The sequence below is a fragment of the Legionella longbeachae genome (assembly GCF_004283175.1).
Taxonomy (GTDB): domain Bacteria; phylum Pseudomonadota; class Gammaproteobacteria; order Legionellales; family Legionellaceae; genus Legionella; species Legionella longbeachae.
The window spans coordinates 98426-124720 of the sequence record NZ_RXNW01000006.1 but is presented as its reverse complement, the minus strand read 5'-3'; the positions used below and the strand labels follow the sequence as shown (position 1 = coordinate 124720).

Here is a 26295-nt window from a genome sequence, read left to right as displayed (position 1 = left end):
TCGATAGGCTGGCCATTTAATCTGTCGGGAATCGCGCTGTGTGGCAAAAAAGAGCCTGGCATAAAGCGCGATTCGTAGACAGGAACTCATGGTTTGATCGTTAATTTAATATTAAATTCAATTAATTAATCCCAAACAAAGAACTGGCATTCATTATCTTCTTCTGTATAATGTTTCCCAAAGAAGCTAAGTGAAGTGTCTTCATGATAAAGTTTATTGCTTTGTTATCGCTTGTTTTTTCAATTAATGTACATGCTATTGAACTGCTGGGCGATTCCTGTGATATTCAGGGCTTGTCCGATTCTTATGTTTTAGCATTAAGTTCGCAACCTGGTTTCTGCCAAACCTACGGATATGAAGCTCGTAAACCAGAATGTACACATTTATCTCAGAACTCTTACCAGGCAAAACACCTTACTTTACATGGATTATGGCCTAATCAAAAAGCGTGTGGTCAAAATTATGGGTATTGTGGGGTGCAACAAAAAACAAATCATTGTGCCTATCCCCCATTGGATTTATCCCCACAAATTTCTGATCTCTTAAAAAGGATAATGCCAAGCTATTATTACGGAAGCTGTTTGGAACGGCATGAATGGAATAAACATGGCAGTTGTCAAATTTTATCAGCAGATCAGTATTTTGCTTTGGCAATTCGCCTGGCTGAGAAAGCCGATGATTCTTTATTTGGCCAATACTTAACGCAACATCAGGGACAAAGAGTTCAATTAACTCATCTCAGAGAAATGATTACTCAATCTTTTGGTCCAAGTAATTCGACCAAAATATATTTAGGGTGCAAAAAAGGTATTTTAGTTGATATTTACATTCAATTACCTGCACTTCTCTCGGATAATGACTCTTTAGAGTATTTAATTAATGAAGCTCCTGATTCACCAATTAAAGATACTTGCCCTGCCACTGTAATTCTTTCTAATTTTAATACAGAGTCTTCATATGATGTAAGTTGAGTTATTAGATCACATGCCCTAAACCTTGAACATTGTTAAAACTTCCTCTAATGTAGAGTAATTATGATATAGGGATAAAATCTTATGCAAAAGCGGTGCTATTTTTTGATTTTTATTGTTTTTTTATTAACTGCTTGCGCACATCATGCGCCCAAAGCCCCTTCTTTACCTCAAATGCCACAAGGTATTAAAACAAAACAAGTTAGAGCAGTTAGTGCTTTTAATCATGTTGATGTACAAGGACAAATGAATGTTACGGTGCATACGGGGTATAAAAAGCCACAAATTATTGTAAGCGGCGATACGCGGGATTTGGCTGCTCTAAAAACAGTTGTGACACAAAATACGCTTTATGTAAGCCTGGGAAAAGGTTATCCATTGTATGGGCCTATTTCTGTTGATATTAGAGGCCAATTTCTTAACCGTTTAGCGTTAAAAGACGTTAATTTTGTTGTAGGTAATCAATTACATACAAGTGTATTAGATGTTTATTCGGTAAACACAGGAACTGTAAGATTAAATGGGGCTATTGGTTTACGTGTGCTGGATATAAAGGGCAAAGGTTTAACGCAAATTGGCGGCATCTCGAGTCAAAACTTGCAAATCCATTTGCAGGGTAGCCCCAAAGTACAGCTTTCCGGGGTCGCTAATTTAGCAAATTTAACCATGCAAGGTAATGCTTGGTTTAGCCTGTATTGGGTTAAAACGGATACTTTAACCATACGTGCAAAGGATTCCTCAACAATTCAATTAGCTGGCGCAGTAAATCGATTAGATGTTGAGCTGTGGAACAAAGCACGATTTAAAGGACGCTATTTACGTGCTCAACGCAGTTTTGTAAAAACACATGGACATTCTGTTGCAGAAATCTCTGTAGCGAAACATCAAAGCAATTTTGCTACCGATGCAAGTGATATTTACTATTATAATCTACCGAAGACCCGAGCTGATTTTATGGTCTTTAATGGTTCGGTATTGGATATGAGGGAATGGAACCAATACGATTTGAAAGATTTCAATCGTTACAACAAACAATTCCCTTAATTACGATAAATTTTAAAAAGGCATGTAAATGCCTTTTATTTTACATTTACACGTTGCTCAAATAGCAAATAGAAAGTTTTTTGATTAGAAACTCAGCAGGGCATTCAATCCTGCTGAAGATAGACGCTACTCTTCCATCATTTATCCATCAACCACTACCTTCCGACTATATGCATTGATTCACACACTGAACAATTTGATCCAAATCATTATCCAAAGGGAGAACGTGGGCTGAGTTTGCAAGCCAGTGTATGTTTGCTTTGGGTAGATGAGCAAACATATTTTCTACTTCTTTTGATGCAACAACCCTATCATGTGTTCCAAGAAAAAGATCAGTGGGGCAGTTAGGAGGTACCCATTGATGCTCTTGGATTAAGGCAAATAGTTCAAGTAGTGCAGAAAGTGGGATTCTACGATAAGAAATTTCAGTGTGCTTATCACTGACAAGATTACCAGCCATGCCACGGAGCTCGCAAAAGCCCAGACTCTTAAGTAGCATGATTAATTTTATATTGCGATTAATATTCATCTGCAGTTTTAGTGCAGGGGCTAAAAGAAACATGTGGTTGAATGAATAATTTCGGCTCAGTTTGCATGCCAGCAAAGCACCAAGGGATACTCCCAATACATCTACCTTTTGGTATTCTTTGAATAATGTGTCACATTCTTGATTAGCGTGCGATACCCAATCATTTCTTTTTGCCTTGGCAAAAGCAGCAATACTGTCGGCATGCCCCGGTAGTGCCGGACACACTACCGCATCATAATTTTTTAATTGGGGAATGAGGTAACGATAAACAGCAGGGGATGACGTAAATCCATGAAAAAGCAGCAGGGCGCGATCTTTTTTTGTGCCTTGTTGATTAATGGGGTGGAGAAGTGAGAAGTCCTCTTCTTTCAAAGTAAGGAGTTGTTTTCCACGGCTCATACAGCGAAAATCATCATAAATCATGAGTAATCCATTTTGTTTGTATTTATTTTGAAAATTTAGTGTAAATTGATTTCATACATAATTCATCAAAAATAATTCTTGATAAGATTATAGTATACAATAAAGTGTATGCCAGCACTGATTCTAGAGCATTACATGCGATGATGTGCTATCTTTAAAAATAATAGGGGTAGATTACTGAGGTTCGATATATGAAAGAAAACGAAGATCAATCAATAAGCCAAGAGCCACCAAAGACAGATACAACGCCTAAAACAGATCCAACACCAAAGACAGATACGGTTGCTCCGCAAAACCCTGATGAAATCACTCTGCCATCAAAAGACCAGTCAACCTCTAATGCAAATCAACAGCAGAGTCAGGCACCGAGTCCTGCTGGGGATAAAAGTGGTAATAAAGAAAAAAAGGGGTTTGATACAGGCAGTCAAGATCCACGGATGAAGATGATAGAAGAACTGTCGAAGATGGTGGAAGAAATTAATGATGATGTCACTGATTTGCTGGCAAAAGGTGCTGGCAAACTTAAAGAAAAATTCAAGGAAACAGAGCTTGGCAAAGAGTGTATGGAATTAAAAAACGAACTGGCGCAGGCTAAAGACAGGTTAGGAAAAGCAGCCACTGATGCATTGAATGAGAAATGGAATGAGCTTAAAACCAGCGAACAGTTAGCGCCTATTGCAAATACACTATCCTCTGCGGCAGAGAAAGTTTCTGATATGGGGGAAAGTATGCGTAAAGGTATGGTCTCCGGAGTGAAAGGCCTTACCGAAGGCGTAAAACAAATTGCTATGGATTCACCAAAAAGTAGTGATGTTACACCTACACAATCAGTCGAATCCAGCGTTAACAATGTTGATGATGGATTAACAACGAAAAAGCCTGACAAAGAACCAGAACAAACGCAAAGTTTGGATAAGGAAGGGCCAAGTATGGGCGGTAATTCTGTTTAGGGTACTCCATTAGAGTGACCGGACCTTATTTTGAAACAAAACAGAGCCTGTAAATATTGTTGATAATGAAGAGGCTCTGTTTTTTTGATTAGGTTAGGAGTTAAGTCTTTTTTAACCTAATAATTTATGGGGTAAACTTTCAATCCGTCCGGCTTGTGTGACAATGACGTAATTTAATTTACGTTGCAGCTCACTAATTGTGTCCGCGCCCGCATAAGTTAAACCGGATCTTAGCCCTCCAACAATATCGGCAATAATTGCATCAGGATTTTCTTTAAAAGGTACCTCTGTTGCTACGCCTTCGGCGGTTTTCCATTCATGCATTTCACCCAGGAAATTCTCCTGTGCTTCTTTGGAAGCCATGCCTCGGTAACGTTTTACTTTGCTGCCATCATTTTTTTGAATGACTTCGCCGGGAGTAGGGGATGTTCCAGCTAACATACCGCCAATCATCACAAAATCGGCACCAAAAGCTAAAGCTTTTACTATATCTCCAGATGTTTTGATTCCACCGTCTGCAACAATAGAACGATCAGCACGCGAACAATCCTGGATGCAGGTTAACATAGGGACTCCGAAACCGGTTTTGATGCGGGTACTGCATACAGAACCACCGCCAATTCCTGCTTTAATGATGTCAGCACCACAGGAGGCAAGATAATCGGCACCTGCGTAGGTGGCAACGTTTCCTGCCATGATACAACGATCGGCGAGTATTTTACGTAAACTTTTTAGTGTTTTTCCCACATATTTGGCATGTGCATGGGCAACATCCACACAGAAATAGTTAGCGCCTGCATCGCGTAAGGCTTCCGCTCTTTCCAGTTCAGCGGTAGAGCAGCCAATAGAGACAAAAACAATACCGCTGCATTTTTTAAATTCTGCGATATTGTCTTCTACAGACATAAAGCGGTGTAAGGCACCCATAGCTCCTTTAGAGGTCATGAAATTTGCCATGGCACTTTCAGTAATCGTATCCATATTAGAACTGATTACAGGTAGTTCCAGTGTTAACTTGCCTAAGCGGTCTTTGCTCGTGGTTTCTACTACCCTTCTTGATTCATGATGATTGTATGAAGGAACAAGGAGAACGTCATCAAAGGTGATGGCATGGTCTGTCATGGTAAATCCTTAAAGTGCATACTATAACGCACATTTTACACCAGGTCTATTTTTGTTTATTCCTCGCAAGACATGATTTTTCACGGTGCATTTATTCACGCAACCAGCTTAGATCGAATCCAAAGTGATTCGATCAAGCCAAATAAAGATATTTTGTGTTCAAGAATAGAGGTTATAGATGTTCTGCAGCGTAAAATGCAAGCCTTGAACGCTCACCACGAGTTAAGCTCATATGGGCACTGTGTTCCCAATGTTTAAAACGATCCACCGCGAAAGTTAAACCAGAAGTTGTTTCGCTCAAGTAAGGGGTGTCAATTTGTTTGATGTCCCCAAGACATATAATTTTCGAACCAGGGCCTGCGCGTGTCACCAAAGTTTTGATTTGCTTGGGAGTTAAATTTTGTGCTTCATCAATAATAATGTAACGATTTAAAAAAGTACGGCCACGCATAAAATTTAATGAACGAATTTTAATTTTATTTTGTAATAAATCCTGGGTTGCGCCACGTCCAAAACTACCCCCAACCTGTGAGCTATGGAGTACTTCTAAATTATCCATCAACGCGCCCATCCAGGGGGTCATTTTTTCTTCCTCAGTACCTGGAAGAAATCCGATATCCTCACCTACAGGAATAGTGACGCGAGTCATTAAAATTTCTGAGTAACGGTTTTGATCCAATACTTGAGTTAAACCGGCAGCGATTGTAAGTAGTGTTTTTCCTGTACCTGCAGGGCCTTGTAAACTTACAAAATCAATCTCCGGATCCAAAAGTAGATTTAAAGAAAAATTTTGTTCGCGATTTTTAGCGTGAATCCCCCACACTGAATGTTTGGTATAGTCACGAACCAATTGAATGACCGCATGATCATTTTCCAGTTTTTTTACGATGGCTTGAAACTGGTCATCTTCAGTACTGAGGCAATCATTTGGATTCCATTGTTCAATTAATGGGCCAGCTACTTTATAAAAAGTTTTGCCGCTTTCTTGCCAGGACCCCATGTCCTTAGCATGTGTTTCCCAGAAATCGTTGTTCAGTATATGTAAGCCCCTATGTAGGAGGTTGACATCATCGAGTACCTGGTCACTGTAGTAGTCCTCTGCAAGAATCCCAAGTATTCCTGCTTTGATGCGCAAGTTAATGTCCTTTGACACAATGATAACTTGCTTTGTTCCGGCATGCTTCTTTTGTAATCCCAGGGCAGTAGCAAGAATGGTATTGTCTACCTTATGCCCAGGTAATGTAGATGGAACCACCTGGTTGAATTCATCGGTTTGAAAATAAAGTTTGCCACTACACTTTTTTTTATCCGAATAATTAGGGATTGGTAAGCCTGAGACAATTTGTTCATGAGAGGAATTGCTCATAAGTTCTACCAACATACGGTTGGTTTGTCGTACGTTGCGTGCTACTTCGGATGTGCCCATTTTATGATTGTCTAATTCTTCTAACACAACCATTGGTAAGTAAATATCATGCTCTTCAAAATGATAGATGGCGGTAGGATCATGCATTAAAATATTAGTATCGAGTACAAACAGTTTCGGAGTGGTATTGCTTTTATCCATAAATTCACCTTTTATGATGGGGCTCTTGTCATTATTTTAAAGTATCCAACACTTCATTCACATGACCATTGACCTTAACTTTTCGCCATTCTTTCATCAGTTTACCTTGAGGGTCAATGATAAAAGTACTGCGTTCAATACCACGCACTTGTTTGCCATACATGGATTTCATCTTTATTACATCAAATAATTGGCATAACTGTTCGTCCTGGTCACTAATGAGCTCAAAAGGAAAGCTTTGTTTGGCTTTAAAATTTTCATGTGATTTTAAACTGTCGCGGGAAATTCCAAATATTTGTATGTTTAACGCTTGAAATTGGGGGTATGCATCTCTAAAGTTTTGACCTTCAGTGGTACACCCTGGAGTTGCATCCTTGGGATAAAAATAGAGGATTACATATTGCCCTTGATAATCGTTAAGTTGGCCTGAAAGTCCGTTTGTTGCAGTAAAGGCAAAATTAGGTACGGATTCTCCTATATTCATCAGTCTCTCCCTGTTTTTTTCATGATGCGTGAGCGATCTCTTTGCCATTCACGATCTTTGATCGTATCTCGTTTGTCATGTTCCTTTTTACCTTTGGCCAAAGCAATTTTGATTTTTATTTTATTTTTCTTCCAGTATAAGGAGAGTGGGACTATGGTATAGCCTTGGCGTTCGACACTTCCGATTAGTTGATTCAATTCTTTTCTATTTAATAAGAGCTTTCGAGTACGGATTGGATCTGGAATGGTATGTGTTGAAGCTGTAATTAGTGGTTGAATTTGTGCTCCCAATAAAAAAGCTTCACTATTTTTTATAATAACATGTGAATCGGATAGATTAATTTTTCCGGCACGCAAGCTTTTCACTTCCCAGCCTTCGAGGACAAGGCCAGCTTCATATTGTTCTTCAATAAAATAATCAAAACTTGCTTTTCGATTGAAAACAATAGTTGAATCAGATTGTTTTTTGTTGGTCATAAAATTTATTCTTTAGCACGCTCTCGATCATGCTTGTAATCTAGTGGTAACTGAGGATAGACCCTATTTAATTCTTGATCAACTGCCACGCGGTTATCAAAAACAAAGCATTGGCCTTGCCAGAGCGATTTCTCCTTGGGCATTTGCTCTATATAATTAAGAATGCCATCATGCAAATGAAAAACATTCTCAAAACCAAGTTCTTTTAAATAAGCGGTTGATTTTTCACAACGTATGCCTCCAGTACAAAACATGGCTATTTTTTTATCTTTTTTGTCAAGCAAACATTGTTGTACATATTCCGGAAAATCGCGGAAATTTTCTGTATTAGGATTAATTGCGTTTTTAAATGTTCCTAATTCAAACTCATAATCATTACGAGTATCGATTAAAACAACATCAGGATCTGCAATTAATTCATTCCACTCTTGAGGGGTTAGATAAGTGCCTACAGTTTTCAATGGATCCACATTTTTTATCCCCATAGTCACAATTTCTTTGCGAAGTTTGACTTTGGATTTTTCAAAGGGATTGTCGTTATCAAAAGTTTCTTTGAATTTTAGATCGGCCAGTCGTCCATCCTGACGAATGAACTGATAAAAAAGATCCATTTGCTCTCGTGTGCCAGCAAAACTACCATTAATTCCTTCGGACGCTAATATGATTGTGCCTTTGATACCGATTTCTTGCATTTTGGTCAATAAAGGCTCGCGCAAAATCTCATAATCTTCTATGAGAACAAATTTATAAAATGCAGCAATGACTATTTCTTTCATGTACTACCTAACAATAGAAACAAAAAATATTCAGCAAAAATTACCATTTACACAGAATTTAATCAATAGGCATGATTTAAATGCACACAAGTTGGGTTTAAATATTAAGCAAAAATTAATTAAATGCGTTGACAAAAGCCAATCAGCGATCATACTGTTATATACCAACACAGGTATTCGTGTTTTTACATACCCGCCGGGCTTATAAGGAGATAATATGGCATATTACATTAGGAAGTTACGTTGGTTTTTGGCCCTTTGTATTTTTATCCCATTAGTCAGTTTTGCTGCTACCCCCGTTAAATCTATGGTTGTATTTGGTGATAGTTTGTCTGACACAGGCAACACCACACACTTGCTTAAAAGTTTACGCCAGGAAGAAGATCCCGCATTCTTAGTTGCACCATTTAAAATATTTGTATTGAATAAAATGGTTGAATACGCCGAAGAATATTATGTTCCTCAAATGGTATTAGATTCAGGTATCGCCATTGTTACTGATTTTTTTGATAACCAGTTAGCGCCTTATATTGCGAATTTAGTCAGTAAAGTCAAGATGGTTCCAGTATTACCAGGAAAACCTTATTGGAATTCAAGATTCTCAAATGGGCAGGTATGGAATGAATATTTAGCAAAAATGATTTCTATTGCCCCAGATGATGAAGAGGTATATTTAAACCGTGCATTTGGTGGAAGCTGGTCAGCTACTTATGACTATCAATTAACGGTATGGAACTTAATTCGCCATCCACTGGGAACAATCAAAAACCTTATAGTGGGTAAGCTTGTTCCTCCAAGTCTTGGCCTAACTGTTCAGGCATATTTATTGGAACATCCTTCTTTGAGTGAGGAAACAGTGTTCTTTGTTTTCTCGGGCAGCAATGATTACATCAATGTTTTGTTTTTCGAAGATAATTACAATACTGAAGTCATGAGCACCTATGTCGACAATGTCCTATCAAGCACTGGTTCTGCAGTAATGAAATTAATGAAGGCTGGAGCTCGTCGCTTTGTGGTTATGGGTTTACCTCATTTGGGAGATACTCCACGTGTAGTGCAAACTACAGACAGAGACGTTTTGAATAATGCAATTGATATGCACAATGAGCGTCTTCAAAACCGTATGCAAGAGTGGGCTAAAATCTATCCCAATGCAGATTTTCTCTACATTAACATGCAAGAGTACATGGAAAGGGCTTTAAAAAATCCAGGAAACTATGGTTTTACTAATGTTCAGGATGCATGTATTGATGTGAAGCTGCCTATGTATGATGCATTTCGTACTTCGCCTTTTGCCCATAACTATGTACTACGTTATGCGCAAGTCCTCCAGTACAGAGATGAAAGCTTCGCAGCTGGAGATAAAAACTATCATGTTTGTGATACTCCTGATAGTTATTTATTCTGGGATGAAATCCATCCAAGCACCCGAGCTCACGGATTAATCGCTTTTGAAGTATGTAATGCTATGAAAGACCATGGGTATTCAGTAACCTGCAAAAATCCCATTGAGTAATTTAGATTGGTTTGCTAACTAACAGCCCTGGGGACAACTGCTATTTAAAGCTAATGGCAGTCTGTCTTTGGGAGGATAGCTGGAGACTGGGTTATTCTTGCTGTTTCAGAATCAAATCTCGATTTTAAACCCCGGGAATTTTCCACGGGGTTCAGTATTTTAGTCCCGTGCTTCTGCATTCTGCGGACAAGCCATGAAACTTCGGAGTAAAGGGCGAGACTGGAGATGTGAAGATTCAGGATATTCTTGGGAGGATAAAGGTGATTTAAATCCTTTCAAATTCTTTGGCCATGCGTGTTAGTGATTTATTTATCTTTATGGCATAATTCCAGTTTTTATTGATTTGTGTATCGTTCAACTACGGTTTAGTGAAACGAGGAGTAGGTAATGTGTGGAATAATCGGTGCTGTATCTGAAAGGGATATTAGTAAAATTTTACTCGAAGGATTACGACGTTTAGAATATAGGGGTTATGATTCTGCGGGCATTGCGGTAATTGATAGCCAGGGCTATTTAAAGCGCGTACGAATTCAGGGTAAAGTACAAAATTTAGCCGATGCCATGCAAGAAACCTCAGTTATGGGAAATATCGGTATTGCTCATACTCGATGGGCTACACACGGAAAGCCTTCAGAACAAAATGCACATCCTCATTTATCTCATGATCAGATTGCCCTGGTACATAACGGGATTATTGAAAATCATGAAAAGCTGCGTCAGGAACTAACCACTAGAGGATATATTTTTACTTCTGAAACAGATACGGAAGTTGCTGCTCATTTGATTCACTACTATTATCTTCAAAGTGAAAATTTACTTGCGGCCGTGCAGACCGCTGCTGCAGAAATGCATGGTGCTTTTGCCCTGGGGGTTATCCATCAGCAAAGGCCTATGGAGCTGGTTGCAATCCGCAAAGGAAGCCCTTTGGTTGTTGGCATGGGTATTGGTGAAAATTTCATCGCTTCGGATAGCCTGGCATTAAAAGCTTTTGCTCAATCAGTGCTTTATTTAGAGGAAGGTGATAGTGCGTATGTTACTTCCAAAAAAGTTGTCATTTATAATTCATCAAAAGAAATTGTTGAGCGCCCCTCTCATTTATTAACAAGCAATGCCGAAATTGTAACTAAGGGGCCTTATCGACATTTCATGCTCAAAGAAATCTCCGAACAATCAAGGGTCCTGGCTGATACTATAGAGGGGCGGGTGAGTACTGTTGAAGTGCTTAGAGCCAGTTTTGGCGAACGGGCTTCTCGTGTATTTCCGTTAATCAAACAAATTCACATTGTTGCTTGCGGTACCAGTTATCATGCGGGAATGGTTGCTAAATATTGGTTGGAGTCCCTGGCCGGGTTACCTACGCAAGTTGAAATTGCCAGTGAATATCGTTATCGCGATGTAGTCGTTCCTAATGATTCATTGTTTATCACGATTTCTCAATCAGGTGAGACAGCGGATACTCTTGCGGCCTTACAGAAGGCAAAGAGTATGCCGTATTTAGCCAGTTTGGCTATTTGTAATGTAGCAACGAGTACTTTAGTGAGAGAGGCTGACTGTGTCTTTCTAACCAGGGCTGGTGTCGAGATTGGTGTGGCGTCTACCAAGGCATTTACTACTCAATTAGCTGCACTTTTGATGCTTGCTACAGCCTTGTGTCACGATAGTCGAGCTAACGAGGTTCTCAAACAATTACAAGAGTTGCCCGCATGCTGTGAACGGGTCTTAAAGATGAATACTGAAATTGAAGGTTTAGCTTCTCTATTTGTGAATAAGGCACATGCCTTATTTCTAGGACGTGGTGTTGAATATCCAGTTGCTTTAGAAGGCGCATTAAAGCTTAAAGAAATTTCTTATATTCACGCTGAGGCTTATCCTTCCGGAGAGTTAAAACATGGGCCACTCGCTTTAGTTGATGAAAACATGCCCGTCGTGGCTGTTGCCCCTAATGATGAACTGCTCGATAAATTAAAATCTAATTTGCAGGAAGTAAGCGCGCGAGGCGGCCAATTGTTTGTTTTTGTGGATGACAGCCAAATCTGGCGGGCAAATGGAGCACACCTAATTAAGGTTCCCTCTTGTGGTTCTTGGGTTGCTCCTATAATTTATACGATTCCTTTACAGTTATTGGCTTATCATGTTGCTGTTGTTAAAGGTACAGATGTGGATCAACCACGTAATCTTGCCAAATCAGTAACTGTTGAGTGATAATGTGGCGTTTTTTTATAAGTCATCCTTAATTTGGTTTCTTGCTTTTTATCCTTAAAAAGAGAGAAATATAATTGTGTAGCTTGGTTGAAGCAGGTTATAGCGTATCATCACCAGTTACATGATATTAAGATTTAGGGGTGAGATAATTAATTGTTATCTATTTATGTGTTACGGGGATGTAAATGACTCAAGAGATGTCGGGATTAGCTGCAATTATTGCGCAAGAAATTAAAGTTAAGCCAGCGCAGGTAGAGGCGGCCATTCGTCTGCTGAATGAGGGAGCAACAATTCCTTTTATTGCTCGTTATCGCAAGGAAGCTACTGAAGGACTTGATGATATACAATTACGTTTTATTGATGAGCGTGTGCTTTATTTGCGTGAATTAGACGAACGTCGTGCTGTGGTTTTACAGTCAATCCGCGAACAAGAAAAATTAACTCCTGAACTTGAACAGAGCATTTTAGCTGCAGATACTAAAACGCGACTTGAAGATTTATATTTACCCTTCAGGCCTAAGCGTCGCACCAAAGCACAGATTGCTGTAGAGGCGGGGCTAGATCCATTGGCTCAAACGCTTTGGAAAAATCCAGAACTGGATCCTGAAGAGCAAGCTGCACTTTTTGTTAATCCTGATGCTGGAGTCGAGGATGTCAAGGCTGCATTAGAAGGGGCGCGCCATATATTAATGGAACATTTTGCTGAAGATGCAGATTTGATTAATGAATTACGTGAATATTTATGGCAACATGGTATCGTTAAATCAGTAGGAAGCGCCAAGAAAAAAGAAACAATAAATAAATTTTCAGATTATTTTGATTATGCTGAGCCAATTAAAAAAATTCCGTCACACCGTGCTTTAGCATTATTTCGAGGTCGCCGCGAGAGTGTCTTACAAGTGAGTTTGGTGTTACCTGAACATGATTTGTCTTACGGCGAAGATAAAGTTGCAGCCCATTTCCAAATCGCTGACCGCCAAAGAAAAGCTGACCATTGGTTGTTAGAAACCGTACGTCTTACATGGAAAGTCAAATTATTTACCAAGCTTGAACTCGAATTGCTTACTCGTTTACGTGAAATCGCAGATGAAGAAGCGATTAAAGTTTTTTCCAGGAATTTACGTGACTTATTACTTGCAGCCCCCGCTGGTCCTAAAATAACCATTGGACTCGATCCCGGAATTCGAACAGGAGTTAAAGTAGTTGTCGTTGATGAAACAGGTAAATTACTTGATTACACTGTTGTTTTTCCATTTGCGCCACAACACGAATGGCATTCAGCAATTACGGACTTAGCTAAACTTGCTGCTAAGTACCATGTTAATCTCATTAGCATCGGTAACGGAACAGGTTCCCGAGAAACGGAGCGATTAGTTTCCGAACTCATCAAAATGTATCCCGATTTGAAACTCAATAAAGTAATCGTAAGTGAGGCAGGGGCGTCTGTATATTCGGCTTCGGAAATTGCATCACAAGAGTTTCCTGATTTGGATGTAACGTTAAGAGGAGCAGTCTCAATTGCGAGACGGTTACAGGATCCACTTGCAGAATTGGTAAAAATCGAGGCCAAATCAATCGGTGTGGGTCAATACCAGCATGACGTCAATCAAACTCGCTTGGCTCGAAGCCTTGATGGTGTTGTTGAAGATTGTGTCAATGCAGTTGGAGTGGATGTTAATACGGCTTCAGCCGCTTTGTTATCCCACATTTCAGGTCTTAACGAAACTTTAGCTAAAAATATAGTGCTTTATCGTGATGAACATGGGGCATTCAAAAACAGGATGGAATTAAAAAATGTTGGTCGTATGGGCGAAAAAGCCTTTCAACAAGCAGCTGGATTTTTACGCATTATGAATGGTGATAATCCTTTGGATGCATCTTGTGTTCACCCAGAGGCCTATCCATTGGTTGAAAAAATTATTGCTAATAAAAAAGTAGATATAAAAAATTTGATTGGTAATAAAGAACAATTACGTAGCGTGAATGCAGAGCAATTTGTTGACGAACAATTCGGTTTACCGACCATTAAAGATGTATTGAGTGAGTTGGAAAAGCCAGGTCGTGATCCTAGGCCTGAATTTAAGACGGCACAATTTAAAGAAGGGATTGAAGATATTGAGCATTTACAAGAAGGTATGATTCTTGAAGGTGTGGTCAGTAATGTAACTAACTTCGGAGCTTTTATTGATATTGGTGTCCATCAGGATGGCTTAGTTCATATTTCGGCAATGACGCATAAATTTATCTCAGACCCACGTACTGTAGTGAAAGCTGGCGATATCGTAACCGTGAAGGTGGTCGAAATAGATAAAGAAAGGAAGCGCATTGGCTTGAGTATGAAATTAGAAGATGAACCTTTAAGTACCCCAGCCAAAAAAACAGCTAAACCTGCAGAAACAAAAAAAGTGCATCAGGCCAAAAAAACCGAACATAAGAAAAAACCGGAAATGAGTAAAAAAGCTGAACCCGTTAAAAAAACTGTATTTAATACAGCAATGGCAGATGCATTAGCTAAATTAAAACGAAATTAATAAATGATCATGTAGCTGAAGGCCTTGTAGCCAAAAGCTACTGGATAAGCCAATAGATTTTTCGTGGTGCCCACTGACTTTGGGCGCTCGCGAATAAGTCCTGACAAAGTGGCATAAACCTGCTGCCAGGCTTTTTCCGATGCTTCCTCAGGAAACAAGTCTTAGGACGTAGAGATAAAGATGACTTGAATGGCAAATAGATTAATTTTGATTTTATCGATACATAAATACGGTGGAAAATAATGACCAATACTCCAAAGGGAGACCTTGCTATCCAAACTTTGGCAATGCCCGCAAATACTAATGCTAATGGCGATATATTTGGTGGATGGATAGTCTCGCAGATGGACTTGGCGGCAGGAATCTTGGCAAAAAGATTGGCTTTGGGGCGCGTGGCAACAGTTGCTATCCATTCTATGAGTTTTTTAAAACCAGTCCATGTTGGTGATCTTGTAAGTTGTTATGTGAACCTGGTAAAGCAGGGTAATACCTCGATGACGATTTGCGTGGAAGTATGGGCTCATCCTGCGATTCAAAGAGAGGCATATCAAGTTACTGAAGGTGTTTTTGTGTTTGTGGCATTAGATGAAAAAGGTAAAGCAAGACAGGTGCCTAAGCAAACATGACCAGTAATTCTCCAGAGCTGTACCGTTTATTAACTGAAATGGCAACATTGATTGAGCAAAACTCCGAGCCTGATCCTCAATTATATATTTTATTTTTCCAGCAGCCAGAACTTGCCTTTAAGCTCATCGATATTATTAATAATTTAGAAGAAAAGTTAGATGAGGGACTTTCGGTTTATTCCGCTTGTATTTTCGCTTTGGATATTTGTGTCGCTCAATTACAAGGTGCTGCGGAATCGAATAAAATCAGTGCTAAGACATTAATCCAATTAATGGATCATTTAGCACAACTCATAAATTCTCAAAAACATACATTAAGTTTCTGGTTGCCTATACTGAATTCATTTTATGAGTCTCATGTTGAGCTTACAGAAGATTTAAAAAATGCTTACTATGATTTGGCAAGCGAAGAGGAGGAATTAATTAATGAAGATGAGTCTTTATCTCATTTAGATGCGATTCGTGATTTAATTCATGAATTATCAGATCTTTCTGTTTTTGATATTGCTGAAAATTTCTTTGCCCAAAGCTATGCCATGCCTGCTGATTTTTTTGCAGATCTTCTCGTTGATTTATACAACATCGACGAAGGTGGGGATATTGCCTTACTTATATTGCTGCATCCAAAGGCAGACGTGCGAGAAATAGCCATTGAGACAATGGGCCAAGTTATGGATATAGTCACTTTAACCTCTATTTCCCTTTCACGGTTACAGACTGTTAAGTATTGGTATCCTGATAACTATCATCCTCTCTTTGATTCCTGGATAAAAATACAACGTAAAAAGGGCGTTGTATTTGCTCCTGAACCGGAACCAGGTCATTCGACAATCAGGGCAACAGAAGTGGATGGAACTGGCTCTCAAGGTATTTTTCTTCATATAGGTAGCGGTAGAAAAAATAGGCTTTGTGGGTTATTGCTCAAATATGACCTCGGCCTTAAAGATGCATGGATAACACCTGCAATTTCTTCAAAAGATGTGAAAGATTATTACAAACAAGCTTTTGATGAGAATGTGACCCTACGCGAAGTTGATTTATCCTATTTTACCATGATTGTAGAACATTTCCTGGCGGTAACCGTAGAACATGGTGAAATACCCAGTGTTCATTTTTTAGAAATTCAAGAATTACTTGGAATTCGATTGCGACCGCAAAAATTGGATATGGACTATTTATTTGAACAATTAGGCGTGCAAATTACTCCTTTTACTCAAGAAACAATCAATGAGTCATTGCAGCGTTCAAAATCTTGGCTTAAGAGTAAATCATTTACTGAATCCTGGTATTTGGAAAACCCGATAATTGATAAGATAGTCAATCACAACAGCAGTTTTGTTGATGGAATCAGAGTTTGCCGCATGAAAGAAGCTATGGATGCAGTATTCAGCGAAGAGATGGAGTTACATCGTGTAAAATGGCAATTTCATTTTTTATGGGTTGCTTTATGGATGAAGGCTAAAGAAAAAAGAAATGAAAAAATATGGCGGGATAGTTTTCTAATCGCTTATTCAATTCATGAGGGTGTACCGCTTAGAGAGATTCCGGTAATGCAGGAGATTTGTAGGCAAACGGTAATTAATAGCGTAGAAACCATGCAAGAGAGACGGACTCATTTGAGCCAGGAGTGAAAAAAACATGTTTACTGGAATAATTGAAAGTAAAGGTGTAGTGATTAGTAATTTGAGCCAAGATGGTGCTAATCGGTTGATTATTTCATCCGCTTTTGAACAATTGCATGCAGGCGAAAGTATTGCCGTTAATGGTGTCTGTTTAACTTTATTACCTTCAGATGGCTTGGATTTGTGCTTTGATGTTTCTCCTGAAACTTTGAGTCGAACTACTTTAGGACGTTTAAAAACAAATGATGAGGTGAATTTAGAACGAGCTATGCTGGCATCTGCACGTTTTGGTGGCCATTATGTGAGTGGACATGTAGATACAATAGCTCAAGTTCATTCTATGAGGCAGATGAATGACTTTGTTGCAGTAGAACTTGGTGGGTTTGACGCTAATGCAATGTTGTATTTAATCCCCAAAGGGAGTATTACTGTTGAAGGGGTGAGTTTAACGATTAATTCGGTTGATGATCAATGCATTAAATTAATGCTTGTTCCCCATACATTATTGAACACCACCTTGAGTTTTTTAAAACCAGGGCAAGAGGTAAATATTGAGTTTGACTACCTTGTTCGTATTGTTGCCCATCAATTGCACGTTGCAGGAAAATTAAACGCTCAGACCCCGTTATGAATTAAAAGGAGGAGTTCATGACCCAATATAGAGCATCTCGCTGGCCTCTTCTTTTTTTTGCCACAGTAGTGATAGGTATTTTCTCAGGATTTGGCGGGATGTTTTTGGCTATATTGTTGCATTTTTTGCAGCACTTGGCATATGAGCATACTGTATTCCCAATTCTTGGAAATGAGAGCTTCCTGTTTGTTGCAAGTGTTGCAACTCCATCAATGAGAGTGATCATTCTACTGCTTTGTGGTTTCATTGCAGGGTTTGGTTGGTGGGCTGTTTTTCGTTATGGAAGGCCTTTAGTGAGTATTGCAAGTGCAATTAAGTCACCAAGACCTTATATGCCTATAAAAACAACTGTTGCCCATGTATTGCTTCAAATTATAACTGTTGCCTTAGGATCACCTTTAGGACGCGAAGTCGCTCCTCGGGAGTTTGCCGCAACGTTTGCATGCTGGCTTACTAATAAAATGAAACTCCATCCCAAGGAAAGTCGAATACTTGTCGCCTGCGCTGCTGGAGCAGGGCTTGCAGCGGTCTATAATGTTCCCTTTGGCGGAGCCATGTTTACTTTAGAGGTTTTACTTGGTTCTTTTCATCTATTTGCCGTGATTCCTGCAATTACTACGGCTGCTATAGCAGTAGTCATATCCTGGATTGGTTTGGGTAACCAGTCTTTATACCATACACCTTTTTTAGTACTTGATACATCAGTCGTTGTTTGGGCAATTATATCAGGACCTCTTTTTGGTTTTACCGCATATTGGTTTAAAGAAATGACCATCAGAGCTCAAAGTAGGGCTCCGCGAGATTGGAAAATCATAGTATGTTGTTTATTAAATTTTTTTCTCATTGGACTTATGTCGATCTATTTCCCAGAAATATTGGGAAATGGGCGCTCTGCTGCCCAGCTAGGTTTTGATGGAAATATGTTAGGATTAGGGGTAGCCATAGCTCTATTTATACTTAGAGTTTTAATTGTTTGTACCAGCATACAGGCGGGTGCTTCGGGTGGGTTACTCACTCCCTCTCTTGCAAATGGCGCTTTAATGGCTGTTATTCTTGGAATTCTTTGGAATTATATGTGGCCTGGAATATCTATATCTGCTTTTGCGGTAATAGGTGGCGCAGCGTTTCTTGCTGCGGCACAAAAGATGCCCATTACAGCAATTGTGCTTATCATTGAATTTACTGGTATTAATTTTAGCTTTTTTATTCCTATATTGTTGGCTGTTGCAGGATCAATTAGTATGTTTCATTATTGTGCGCATAGACGCTTGGTTATGGTGATGAGTTGATCCTTTTTCCATTGTTACTTCAATTCGGCGAAGATTGAGGAATTCTGTTATTGCCATTTATTTTATGATAAATTGGCGCTCTTTATCGTATAAATTGTGGATATTCTTAAATGCTCAAAGTAATGACTATAGTTGGAACAAGACCAGAATTGATCAAAATGTCTCGTGTCATTGCTGAATTTGATAAGTATACCCAACATGTTCTCGTTCACACGGGGCAGAATTTTGATTATGAACTTAATCAGATTTTTTTTGATGATTTAGAAGTTCGTAAGCCAGATTATTTTCTTGATGCAGTTGGTGATACGGCTGCACGTGCTATCGCCCAGATTATTGAAAAAGCAGATGAAGTTTTGGAGAAAGAGCAACCTGATGCCCTCCTTCTTTATGGTGATACAAATTCATGTTTGTCAGTTATTGCTGCCAAGCGACGAAAAATACCGGTATTCCATATGGAAGCTGGTAATCGATGTTTTGATCAGCGTGTTCCTGAGGAGCTTAATCGAAAGGTACTCGATCATTTGAGTGATATTAATCTGGTATTATCAGAGCATGCTCGCCGCTATTTAATCCAGGAAGGCATCCCCGCAGAACGGGTGATTAAAACCGGATCGCACATGCAGGAAGTATTGAATCATTTCATGCCTAAAATTTTAGCATCAAATGTTTTATCGCAACTTGATTTAAATCCACAACAATATTTCCTGGTGAGCAATCATCGTGAGGAAAACGTGGATATTCCAGCGAATCTAAATGACTTACTGGAAACCTTATGTGCGTTAGCCAAAGAATATGACATGCCTATTGTTGTTTCAACCCATCCAAGAACAAGAAAGCGTTTGGAAGCGCTCAATGTAACTCAACTGGATTCACGTATTCGCTTTTTAAAACCTTTTGGTTTTCTGGATTATGTTAAATTACAAATGGAAGCTTATTGTGTTTTATCGGATAGTGGCACAATTACGGAGGAAGCCTCCCTGTTAAATTTGCCGGCAGTTACTATACGGAATACGCATGAACGACCTGAAGGGATGGATGAGGCAACGTTAATAATGTGTGGGCTTAAAGCTTTTAGCGTCCTAAACGCGGTGCGTATTGTTACCTCCCAACACGATCAAAAAACACGTACATTTGCAGTCGTTTCTGATTATGAGGGTGGATCTGTCTCCAAAAAAATAGTTCGAATCGTGACCAGCTATGTCGATTATGTCAATCGTGAAGTATGGTCAAAATAGAGTGGTTTTAGGCGACCGTTTAAGAAAAGTTGATTCAAATTCTTCTTTGGCCCGGAGGCAAAGTCGTAAACTGGGGGCATGAAGCAAGAGATATCCGGATTACAACTATTTCTAATCTTAGCTTACCAAGAGGCAAGCTACTCCTTGAGCGGATAGAACTTATATTCTTTGAAAGTACTGATAGAGTTTCGTTTTTTCCCATCCTGGTTGCAGTTTTAGGGTTAATAAAAGAGGTATATTTTTGATGTCTTTTACGTAAGTAATATCCTTGATACACTGAGCATCAGTACTGGAGTACTCTAAAGAATCAATCCAATAAGAAGGAAGAAATGCTTCATCAAGAATGTCACGGCCTGCTCCATTATGAAAATTATAAATTGGCAAAAAATAGATTGTTGAATGTTCACTAGGGAGCGTTAGAGTTTCTTCCGTATTACCCAAAATAGGTGGTTTTTCAAGATAGTGGAGCTTAAATGAGATTTGACTTAAGGGGCATTTTGTTTTGCTTGTGATTTTGAGATAGAGCGTATCTAAATAAGAAGATTGAAGATCTTTGTTTTTCAAGGGTAATTTTATAGTGTAGTTTTTGTTATCTTCATTTAAAATTGGGTTAATTGTTTCCGTCCTTGCCTCTAAGTAATTGTTAAATAATTTATTTAAATTATTTTCTTGGTAAGAGCGCAGTGATACCATAGAAATACCCAAAATTGTAAAACTCATTGTTAGAGTTAACAAAATTACTTTCCATCGTGCTCTAATTTTGGCTTTAAGCTCTTCGAAAAGTACTTTGTTGGATTTGTTTTGGATGAGAAAAATGCATTGTTGACACAAAAAGCCAATGAACCATAAACCAACAAATTCCAAATAAAAATAATGCCTAGGATCAAACTGTAAAACAGGGTAAGTTCCTAAATATAGTAAAGCAAATATCAAAAATAATGCTTTTCTCAATTGAAAACAGGCTATGATTGCAGTTACAGCAAAAGGAAGTATGGCGATTATATTTCTTAACAGAGCATAGTTAAAAATGTGCTGCCAAAGTCCATGAATAAAAATTACTGGAACCTGTAGAATACTGGCGTAAATTCGCACTAAAAAATCTGCCGGGAATGTCGTGAGATAATGTAATAAAAATAGGGTGCTGTAATAACTGTAATTTTTTGTGGCTGTTGGGATTAATCCTTCAATACCGTAAATTCTTTGAGAAAAACTATTAACAGCGGTAAATGGTATCAAATCTCGGTAAGCAGGGATCACTGAGTAAGTTTCAGGTTGCCCTAAACCCAAGTTTGGAGTGAAGGAGTCGGCTAATCCAAGAATAATAATATGGGCAAGATCACCACCACCATGCTGATGCAAAGCATATAAAACTGGAAACCCAGCGCTGAAAAAAGCAATCAATAAAAGAACTATAGCTGCTAATTTATTTTGAAAGGTATTTTTATCGACTTTTACAAAAAAGAGCATAGTTATAAGAAAAAATGGCAGCATTACCAGTAAATCTATTCTAAATCCTAACCCTAGTCCTAAACATATCCCAGACAAAATAGAGAATAAGAGCAGGTTTTTTCTATTGGGAGGCGCGATTACTAATTTCCCCAGAATCCAGACTACAACGAGCAAAAAAGGAGCAACCGAATAATCTCTCAGATGAGTTACAAAGTACATTTGCAAAAAAGAAGTCGCTACAAATAGGGAGAAAAAAAAGGAAAGGAACTGATTCATTCCCAAGCGAAAAATAGAATAGGTAGCGAGCAGGCTGATACTATACAAAATCAAAAAAAGAGGAATTAAATAATCCCAATTAACACCTAATATTTTCCATAAGATTCCTGCACTTAAAATCATATAACGTTCTAAGCTCTGGAAATAATTTAGTGGAGTTGGATGTGTCTGAGGAAAGTTTCTACAATCAAATGTGTTTGTTTTATTGTCTAAGAAGGCTTTTAATGAATTGTTTATAGATGCTGGATTGGCAAACTCATTGCCACACGCGAACATCACTGCCGGAGCGAATTCATTTTGGTAAAAGAAGGATGGGTAATTATTATGAGTAATCGAATAATAAGTATAAAAATTACCAAATAATATCAGAAGAATGGGGAGTACAATTTTTTGCCAAGATAAGTTGGAGCTTAATTTTTTTATTTTAAAGAACATAATACTCAATAAAGTAGCTTTTGACATGGATTGTTTATCCCACTATTTCTGTATTTAAACTGTGAACTTGCTGAAGGAGTTCATTGATTCTTGATTGCGATAAAATATCAGTCTGATATTCTTCAATTTGTCTCATTGTCATCTTGCGCATGTCCTCAGCTTTTTCATAAGCTTTATACCAAGCAACAGTTTTTAGCAATGCTTTATCTAAATTCCAAATAGGTTTCCAATTTAAGCTTCGTTTTGCTTTCGAACTGTCCAACTTTAAAAGAGATGTCTCGTGTAATTGCGGTGAGGATATATATCGAATACAGAGTTTACTATCCCATAATTGTTTGACCCTATGGATTATCCAATCAACTGATTTAATATCCTGTTCCTCCGGGCCAAAATTCCATGCTTGTGCGTAATTATCAGGTAACAAAAAAAGAAGTTGCGCTAGCTGCAAATAGCCACAAAGTGGTTCTAAAACATGCTGCCAGGGTCGCAAAGCGTGTGGGTAGCGCACCAAGAATTCTGATTCGCTCAGAATACTACGTACAATATCAGGAATAAGTCGATCTTTGGCCCAATCGCCACCGCCAATAACATTACCAGCGCGTGCCGATGCTAAGCCACAAGGGTATTCTTTGTTTTGATAGTAGGAATTACGAAACGCTGAGGTAATTAGTTCAGCACAAGCTTTGCTATTGCTATAAGGATCATAGCCGCCTAAAGAATCTTCCTCTCGATATCCAATCAGGGACTCTTTATTTTCATAACATTTATCAGAGGTTACGTTGACCACTGCTTTTGTTGTTTTCGTAATTCTGATTGCCTCAAATAAATTTACAGTGCCCATAATATTTGTTGCGTATGTCTCTCTTGGATCCTCATAAGATTGGCGTACTAAGGACTGTGCTGCCATATGAAAGACTATTTCAGGTCGATGCTCAATGAAAACATTCTTAAGAGTATCAAAATCGCGTACGTCACCTATAAGACTGATCATATTTTGGCTGACATGAGCAAGAGTAAATAAATTTGGGGAACTTGGGGCATCAAGAGAGAAGCCTATTACTTCTGCTCCCAGTTGTTGTAACCATAAAGCCAACCAACTTCCTTTAAAGCCAGTATGTCCAGTAATTAAAATTTTTTTGTTTTTCCAAAAAGATAAATCCATTACCAAATTTTCCATGGAGCTTGATTGTTTGCCCATAATTCTTCCAAATAGTTTTTGTCCCGCAAGGTGTCCATTGCATACCAAAAATCTTCATGTTGGAATGCGGAAAGTTGATTGGCTTCGGTCAAGCGCTCCATGGGTTCGCGTTCCCAGATAGTCGTATCATCGCTAATGTATTCTATGACTTGAGGCGATAATACAAAAAATCCTCCATTTGCCCATCCATTACCACCATAAGGTTTTTCTTGGAAATTGATAATCTTTTCTCCGTCTATATTGATGGCACCAAATCGTGCGGGAGGTTTAATTGCTGTTACTGTAGCAAGTCTCTTTTGTAATTTATGGAATTTGATTAATTGGGTAATATTTACGTTTGCAACCCCATCTCCGTAAGTAAAACAAAAGTCTTCTTCTCCCAAGTGCTCTCTGATTCGTTTAAGACGTCCCCCTGTCATGGAGTTTTCACCAGTATCAACTAAGGTCACTCTCCATGGTTCAGAGTAGCTTTGATGAATTTCAGTAGTATTTTTCTGCATATCGATAGTTACATCAGAAGTATGATAAAAGTAATTAATGAAATACTCCTTGATGAGGTAGCCTTTGTAGCCTAAACAGATAATAAAATCATTAATATTGTGCGCAGAGTAAATCTTCATAATATGCCATAAAATTGGTTTTCCACCAATTTCGATCATAGGCTTGGGTTTTAAGAGTGTCTCTTCACTTATTCGGGTTCCCATGCCCCCAGCTAAAATTACTGCTTTCATAAAATGTACCATCCTATCTATTTTTTATGCTGCCTTGTAATAAACACTAAATGTTTATTCCCTAAGAAGCTTAAGCCAGATGTTATTAATATGGTAATAATGCCACTTAATGAACTATTGTTCAGAAAGCTATTACATCCTTTTAATAGGCCAATGCTTATTAAGTAAATGACACAATATAAGGCTACAAATTTTATTAATAACGCTTTGTCATTATTTTTAAAAACCCATTTACCTGTTGCTTTGAAACTAAAAAGCATGCCGACACACCAGGTTATTGATAGCGCATAGATATAATAAAAGCCTAATTGACTAAGAATTAAATACAGAAAGCAACTAAAAAGAGTGTTAATGCTGCCTACTAAAATATATCGACATAGTTGATTATCAATTTTAGAAATGATTTTACTAACCGGAGTGTTTTCTCTTCCCTTTTGTATGATTTTTTGAACAAACACGTTCTTATACACGTTGATGCTCATAATGATTTTGAAGAAAGTGTGTAATATTGTGCTCCAAGCGGTAACCATCCTAACATACGATCAAATTTTTGAAATAAGGGGTTATCAAAAGGAGTAAATAAAATATAAGTATTCTTTAATAACATTAGTCCTGTTTGTTGCATCATTTTTCTCATTAACTTACTACGAATTAATACCGCATCCTTATCAAGAGGGCAGTTCTTGACTACTTTGAGTGTGAAAGGATTAAGAGGATTATGCTCGAATATAACAACCAGGCCATTGACTTTTACTACTCGTTTCATTTCTTGTAAAAAATTATTCCATTGCATTGGGGGGACATGATGCATGACGCAAATTGCATAGGCAACATCAAAGGAGTTCTCAGCATAGGGCAAAGTGATGCCATCATATGTTTGATAAGCAACATTGGGATTCGTTGTCTGGGCAATATCGACTACTGAAGAGGCTACATCAACTCCAGATAATTTAAGCTTATTATTATTTGCTAAAAGATAAGGATGAATTAAGCCATGACCGCAACCGACGTCTAATACATTAATACTGGGATTATTTTTTAAGAAACTATTATTGTGAAATAAATGGGTTAGATAATCTGCTTTGATTCGAGTAAAAAAATCATGGGAAAGACCTGAAAAGGCCAAAGATTGATTGATTTGTTCCGAGTATGAGTCACTATATCGATCAAATTCGGCTGGTGCTTTAGATGTATTATCCTTTTTGTTTTCCATATTTAATTCTTGTTAATGATGTTGGGAAGATTGATTGATTGTTCAATTATGGTCATGGGATGATAACGCAGTTGTTTGTATATTCTACCTAAATACTCACCTATAATACCTAAAAAGATAGCATTCAATGCAGTAGAAAATAAGATTAATACCACCTGTGTTGTAAAACCTGAAGGCCAATTTCCACTAAGAAATAATTTCCCAAACATATAAAAAATTGCTAATAAAAAGGTTGTAGTGGCAACAAATAACCCAATAAGTGAGGCGAGGCGTAAAGGTACAATCGAATGACTTACGATACCATCGATAGCTAATCCAAACAAACGGAAGAATGGAAATTTGCTTTTACCATGTTGACGTGCTTGGCGATCATAAGGGAATGCTATCTGTTTGGTCGCTAACATGGAAATCAATCCTCGAACATAGGGTGTGGCGTCATGGATCGTTTGCAGCTTATCAAGAATTGAGCGATCAACTAAGCGAAAATCACCACCATCAATGGTGAGATTGTCCTCAGAAATCCGTTTTAATAATCTATAAAATATCTTTCGAGCACTTTGTAATAAATAATTTTCTTCGCGTTTGTTTCGCTTTCCTACTACGACATCATATCCCATTTCCCAGTAAGATAAGAGTGTTTCAAATAGAGCAGGAGAGTCCTGTAAATCACAATCTAATTGAATTGCCGCATGACCTTGTGCTAAGCGATAGCCTGTTAGCAATGATTTGTTGAACCCAAAATTTCGAGTAAATCTCGCTATTCGTACGCGAGAATCACGCATTGCGAGTGTTTGCAATTCCTGATAGGTATTATCCACGCTATGGTTATCGGTAAAAATGATTTCAAAGTCATACTTATTCGATAATTGATTTTCAAAAACCTGTTTCACTGCTTCATAGGCTCGATCTATATTGCCTTCTTCATTAAACACAGGGATAACTACGGAAATGAGAGGCTTATCTTTTTGATCAGACTTGATCATGCTAGTATCGATCTTA

At 38.3% G+C, this 26295-nt stretch carries 23 protein-coding genes; 11 read left to right on the top strand and 12 right to left on the bottom strand.

Annotated elements, in window-relative coordinates; all coding sequences use genetic code 11:
• The first annotated feature begins 203 nt into the window (after positions 1-203).
• Together EKG34_RS07700 and EKG34_RS07695 are read left to right on the top strand one after the other, a co-directional pair.
• Positions 204-971: a ribonuclease T2 family protein gene (locus EKG34_RS07700; RefSeq protein ID WP_003633475.1), complete on the top strand. Its 768-nt coding sequence runs from the start codon at positions 204-206 to the stop codon at positions 969-971.
• An 84-nt stretch (positions 972-1055) separates the two neighbouring features.
• Positions 1056-2015 (top strand): GIN domain-containing protein, encoded by a 960-nt coding sequence (locus EKG34_RS07695; RefSeq protein ID WP_003633474.1) that lies wholly within the window; start codon positions 1056-1058, stop codon positions 2013-2015.
• A gap of 166 nt (positions 2016-2181) precedes the next feature.
• Here the strand turns inward: EKG34_RS07695 and EKG34_RS07690 are convergent, their stop codons facing one another.
• On the bottom strand, positions 2182-2967 hold the full coding sequence (locus tag EKG34_RS07690) for an alpha/beta hydrolase (protein ID WP_003633473.1): 786 nt from the start codon (positions 2965-2967) through the stop codon (positions 2182-2184).
• Positions 2968-3158: 191 nt separating this feature from the next.
• On the opposite strand from EKG34_RS07690, the gene EKG34_RS07685 reads away from it, so the two are divergent.
• Positions 3159-3917 carry a hypothetical protein gene (locus EKG34_RS07685; RefSeq protein ID WP_003633472.1) on the top strand — a complete coding sequence of 253 codons (759 nt, stop codon included), beginning with the start codon at positions 3159-3161 and terminating at the stop codon, positions 3915-3917.
• Positions 3918-4028: 111 nt separating this feature from the next.
• Here the strand turns inward: EKG34_RS07685 and EKG34_RS07680 are convergent, their stop codons facing one another.
• From EKG34_RS07680 to trhO, 5 genes are all read right to left on the bottom strand, one after another.
• Positions 4029-5039: a guanosine monophosphate reductase gene (locus EKG34_RS07680; RefSeq protein WP_003633471.1), complete on the bottom strand. Its 1011-nt coding sequence runs from the start codon at positions 5037-5039 to the stop codon at positions 4029-4031.
• Positions 5040-5211: 172 nt separating this feature from the next.
• Positions 5212-6606, bottom strand: a complete 1395-nt coding sequence (locus EKG34_RS07675; protein WP_003633470.1) for a PhoH family protein — start codon at positions 6604-6606, stop codon at positions 5212-5214.
• Between the two features lie 31 nt (positions 6607-6637).
• Positions 6638-7090, bottom strand: coding sequence for a peroxiredoxin (locus EKG34_RS07670; RefSeq protein ID WP_003633468.1), 453 nt, complete (start codon positions 7088-7090; stop codon positions 6638-6640).
• On the bottom strand, positions 7090-7566 hold the full coding sequence (smpB, locus tag EKG34_RS07665) for an SsrA-binding protein SmpB (RefSeq protein WP_003633467.1): 477 nt from the start codon (positions 7564-7566) through the stop codon (positions 7090-7092). Before smpB ends, EKG34_RS07670 begins: the two co-directional genes overlap by 1 nt.
• A gap of 5 nt (positions 7567-7571) precedes the next feature.
• Positions 7572-8342 (bottom strand): oxygen-dependent tRNA uridine(34) hydroxylase TrhO, encoded by a 771-nt coding sequence (gene trhO / locus EKG34_RS07660; protein ID WP_003633466.1) that lies wholly within the window; start codon positions 8340-8342, stop codon positions 7572-7574.
• 217 nt (positions 8343-8559) lie between these two features.
• Here trhO and plaC point away from each other — a divergent pair, with 217 nt between their 5' ends.
• The 8 genes from plaC (at position 8560) to wecB (ending at position 19994) form a co-directional block, all read left to right on the top strand.
• Positions 8560-9858, top strand: a complete 1299-nt coding sequence (plaC, locus tag EKG34_RS07655) for a lysophospholipase/glycerophospholipid:cholesterol acyltransferase PlaC (protein ID WP_003633464.1) — start codon at positions 8560-8562, stop codon at positions 9856-9858.
• Between the two features lie 387 nt (positions 9859-10245).
• Complete coding sequence (gene glmS / locus EKG34_RS07650) at positions 10246-12060, top strand: glutamine--fructose-6-phosphate transaminase (isomerizing) (RefSeq protein ID WP_003633463.1); 1815 nt, start codon at positions 10246-10248, stop codon at positions 12058-12060.
• Between the two features lie 185 nt (positions 12061-12245).
• The gene (locus tag EKG34_RS07645; RefSeq protein WP_003633462.1) at positions 12246-14591 is read left to right on the top strand and encodes a Tex family protein; all 2346 of its coding nucleotides are present in this window, start codon (positions 12246-12248) and stop codon (positions 14589-14591) included.
• Between the two features lie 242 nt (positions 14592-14833).
• Positions 14834-15217 (top strand): acyl-CoA thioesterase, encoded by a 384-nt coding sequence (locus tag EKG34_RS07640; RefSeq protein ID WP_003633460.1) that lies wholly within the window; start codon positions 14834-14836, stop codon positions 15215-15217.
• Positions 15214-16848: a hypothetical protein gene (locus EKG34_RS07635; RefSeq protein ID WP_003633459.1), complete on the top strand. Its 1635-nt coding sequence runs from the start codon at positions 15214-15216 to the stop codon at positions 16846-16848. The genes EKG34_RS07640 and EKG34_RS07635 overlap by 4 nt, the downstream gene beginning before the upstream one ends.
• Positions 16849-16855: 7 nt before the next feature.
• Entirely contained in the window at positions 16856-17470 is a 615-nt protein-coding gene (ribE, locus tag EKG34_RS07630; protein ID WP_012978754.1) for a riboflavin synthase, read from the top strand.
• 17 nt (positions 17471-17487) lie between these two features.
• Positions 17488-18759: a chloride channel protein gene (locus tag EKG34_RS07625; protein ID WP_003633457.1), complete on the top strand. Its 1272-nt coding sequence runs from the start codon at positions 17488-17490 to the stop codon at positions 18757-18759.
• Positions 18760-18869: 110 nt separating this feature from the next.
• A complete protein-coding gene (wecB, locus tag EKG34_RS07620) occupies positions 18870-19994 on the top strand; it encodes a non-hydrolyzing UDP-N-acetylglucosamine 2-epimerase (protein WP_080619836.1) in 1125 nt (374 codons plus the stop codon).
• Between the two features lie 159 nt (positions 19995-20153).
• On the opposite strand, the gene EKG34_RS07615 is transcribed toward wecB, so the two are convergent.
• Genes EKG34_RS07615 through EKG34_RS07590 form a run of 6 tightly spaced genes read right to left on the bottom strand, consistent with a single transcriptional unit; the run spans position 20154 to position 26279 of the window.
• A complete protein-coding gene (locus EKG34_RS07615) occupies positions 20154-22181 on the bottom strand; it encodes a hypothetical protein (protein WP_003633454.1) in 2028 nt (675 codons plus the stop codon).
• A 7-nt stretch (positions 22182-22188) separates the two neighbouring features.
• Positions 22189-23352: a CDP-glucose 4,6-dehydratase gene (gene rfbG / locus EKG34_RS07610; RefSeq protein WP_223800090.1), complete on the bottom strand. Its 1164-nt coding sequence runs from the start codon at positions 23350-23352 to the stop codon at positions 22189-22191.
• Positions 23316-24083 carry a glucose-1-phosphate cytidylyltransferase gene (rfbF, locus tag EKG34_RS07605; protein WP_003633451.1) on the bottom strand — a complete coding sequence of 256 codons (768 nt, stop codon included), beginning with the start codon at positions 24081-24083 and terminating at the stop codon, positions 23316-23318. The genes rfbG and rfbF overlap by 37 nt, the downstream gene beginning before the upstream one ends.
• A 17-nt stretch (positions 24084-24100) precedes the next feature.
• Positions 24101-24565, bottom strand: a complete 465-nt coding sequence (locus EKG34_RS18975; RefSeq protein ID WP_223800091.1) for a GtrA family protein — start codon at positions 24563-24565, stop codon at positions 24101-24103.
• Positions 24562-25296: a class I SAM-dependent methyltransferase gene (locus EKG34_RS07595; RefSeq protein ID WP_003633449.1), complete on the bottom strand. Its 735-nt coding sequence runs from the start codon at positions 25294-25296 to the stop codon at positions 24562-24564. Before EKG34_RS07595 ends, EKG34_RS18975 begins: the two co-directional genes overlap by 4 nt.
• A 2-nt stretch (positions 25297-25298) precedes the next feature.
• Complete coding sequence (locus EKG34_RS07590; protein WP_003633448.1) at positions 25299-26279, bottom strand: glycosyltransferase family 2 protein; 981 nt, start codon at positions 26277-26279, stop codon at positions 25299-25301.
• Positions 26280-26295: the final 16 nt, after the last annotated feature.

What these genes read in the sequence shown, in the direction of transcription:
- EKG34_RS07700 (WP_003633475.1), top strand. Translation starts at nt 204, where the DNA reads ATGATAAAGTTTATTGCTTTGTTATCGCTTGTTTTTTCAATTAATGTA.
- EKG34_RS07695 (WP_003633474.1), top strand. Translation starts at nt 1,056, where the DNA reads ATGCAAAAGCGGTGCTATTTTTTGATTTTTATTGTTTTTTTATTAACT.
- EKG34_RS07690 (WP_003633473.1), bottom strand. Translation starts at nt 2,967, where the DNA reads ATGATTTATGATGATTTTCGCTGTATGAGCCGTGGAAAACAACTCCTT.
- EKG34_RS07685 (WP_003633472.1), top strand. Translation starts at nt 3,159, where the DNA reads ATGAAAGAAAACGAAGATCAATCAATAAGCCAAGAGCCACCAAAGACA.
- EKG34_RS07680 (WP_003633471.1), bottom strand. Translation starts at nt 5,039, where the DNA reads ATGACAGACCATGCCATCACCTTTGATGACGTTCTCCTTGTTCCTTCA.
- EKG34_RS07675 (WP_003633470.1), bottom strand. Translation starts at nt 6,606, where the DNA reads ATGGATAAAAGCAATACCACTCCGAAACTGTTTGTACTCGATACTAAT.
- EKG34_RS07670 (WP_003633468.1), bottom strand. Translation starts at nt 7,090, where the DNA reads ATGAATATAGGAGAATCCGTACCTAATTTTGCCTTTACTGCAACAAAC.
- smpB (WP_003633467.1), bottom strand. Translation starts at nt 7,566, where the DNA reads ATGACCAACAAAAAACAATCTGATTCAACTATTGTTTTCAATCGAAAA.
- trhO (WP_003633466.1), bottom strand. Translation starts at nt 8,342, where the DNA reads ATGAAAGAAATAGTCATTGCTGCATTTTATAAATTTGTTCTCATAGAA.
- plaC (WP_003633464.1), top strand. Translation starts at nt 8,560, where the DNA reads ATGGCATATTACATTAGGAAGTTACGTTGGTTTTTGGCCCTTTGTATT.
- glmS (WP_003633463.1), top strand. Translation starts at nt 10,246, where the DNA reads ATGTGTGGAATAATCGGTGCTGTATCTGAAAGGGATATTAGTAAAATT.
- EKG34_RS07645 (WP_003633462.1), top strand. Translation starts at nt 12,246, where the DNA reads ATGACTCAAGAGATGTCGGGATTAGCTGCAATTATTGCGCAAGAAATT.
- EKG34_RS07640 (WP_003633460.1), top strand. Translation starts at nt 14,834, where the DNA reads ATGACCAATACTCCAAAGGGAGACCTTGCTATCCAAACTTTGGCAATG.
- EKG34_RS07635 (WP_003633459.1), top strand. Translation starts at nt 15,214, where the DNA reads ATGACCAGTAATTCTCCAGAGCTGTACCGTTTATTAACTGAAATGGCA.
- ribE (WP_012978754.1), top strand. Translation starts at nt 16,856, where the DNA reads ATGTTTACTGGAATAATTGAAAGTAAAGGTGTAGTGATTAGTAATTTG.
- EKG34_RS07625 (WP_003633457.1), top strand. Translation starts at nt 17,488, where the DNA reads ATGACCCAATATAGAGCATCTCGCTGGCCTCTTCTTTTTTTTGCCACA.
- wecB (WP_080619836.1), top strand. Translation starts at nt 18,870, where the DNA reads ATGCTCAAAGTAATGACTATAGTTGGAACAAGACCAGAATTGATCAAA.
- EKG34_RS07615 (WP_003633454.1), bottom strand. Translation starts at nt 22,181, where the DNA reads ATGTCAAAAGCTACTTTATTGAGTATTATGTTCTTTAAAATAAAAAAA.
- rfbG (WP_223800090.1), bottom strand. Translation starts at nt 23,352, where the DNA reads ATGGGCAAACAATCAAGCTCCATGGAAAATTTGGTAATGGATTTATCT.
- rfbF (WP_003633451.1), bottom strand. Translation starts at nt 24,083, where the DNA reads ATGAAAGCAGTAATTTTAGCTGGGGGCATGGGAACCCGAATAAGTGAA.
- EKG34_RS18975 (WP_223800091.1), bottom strand. Translation starts at nt 24,565, where the DNA reads ATGAGCATCAACGTGTATAAGAACGTGTTTGTTCAAAAAATCATACAA.
- EKG34_RS07595 (WP_003633449.1), bottom strand. Translation starts at nt 25,296, where the DNA reads ATGGAAAACAAAAAGGATAATACATCTAAAGCACCAGCCGAATTTGAT.
- EKG34_RS07590 (WP_003633448.1), bottom strand. Translation starts at nt 26,279, where the DNA reads ATGATCAAGTCTGATCAAAAAGATAAGCCTCTCATTTCCGTAGTTATC.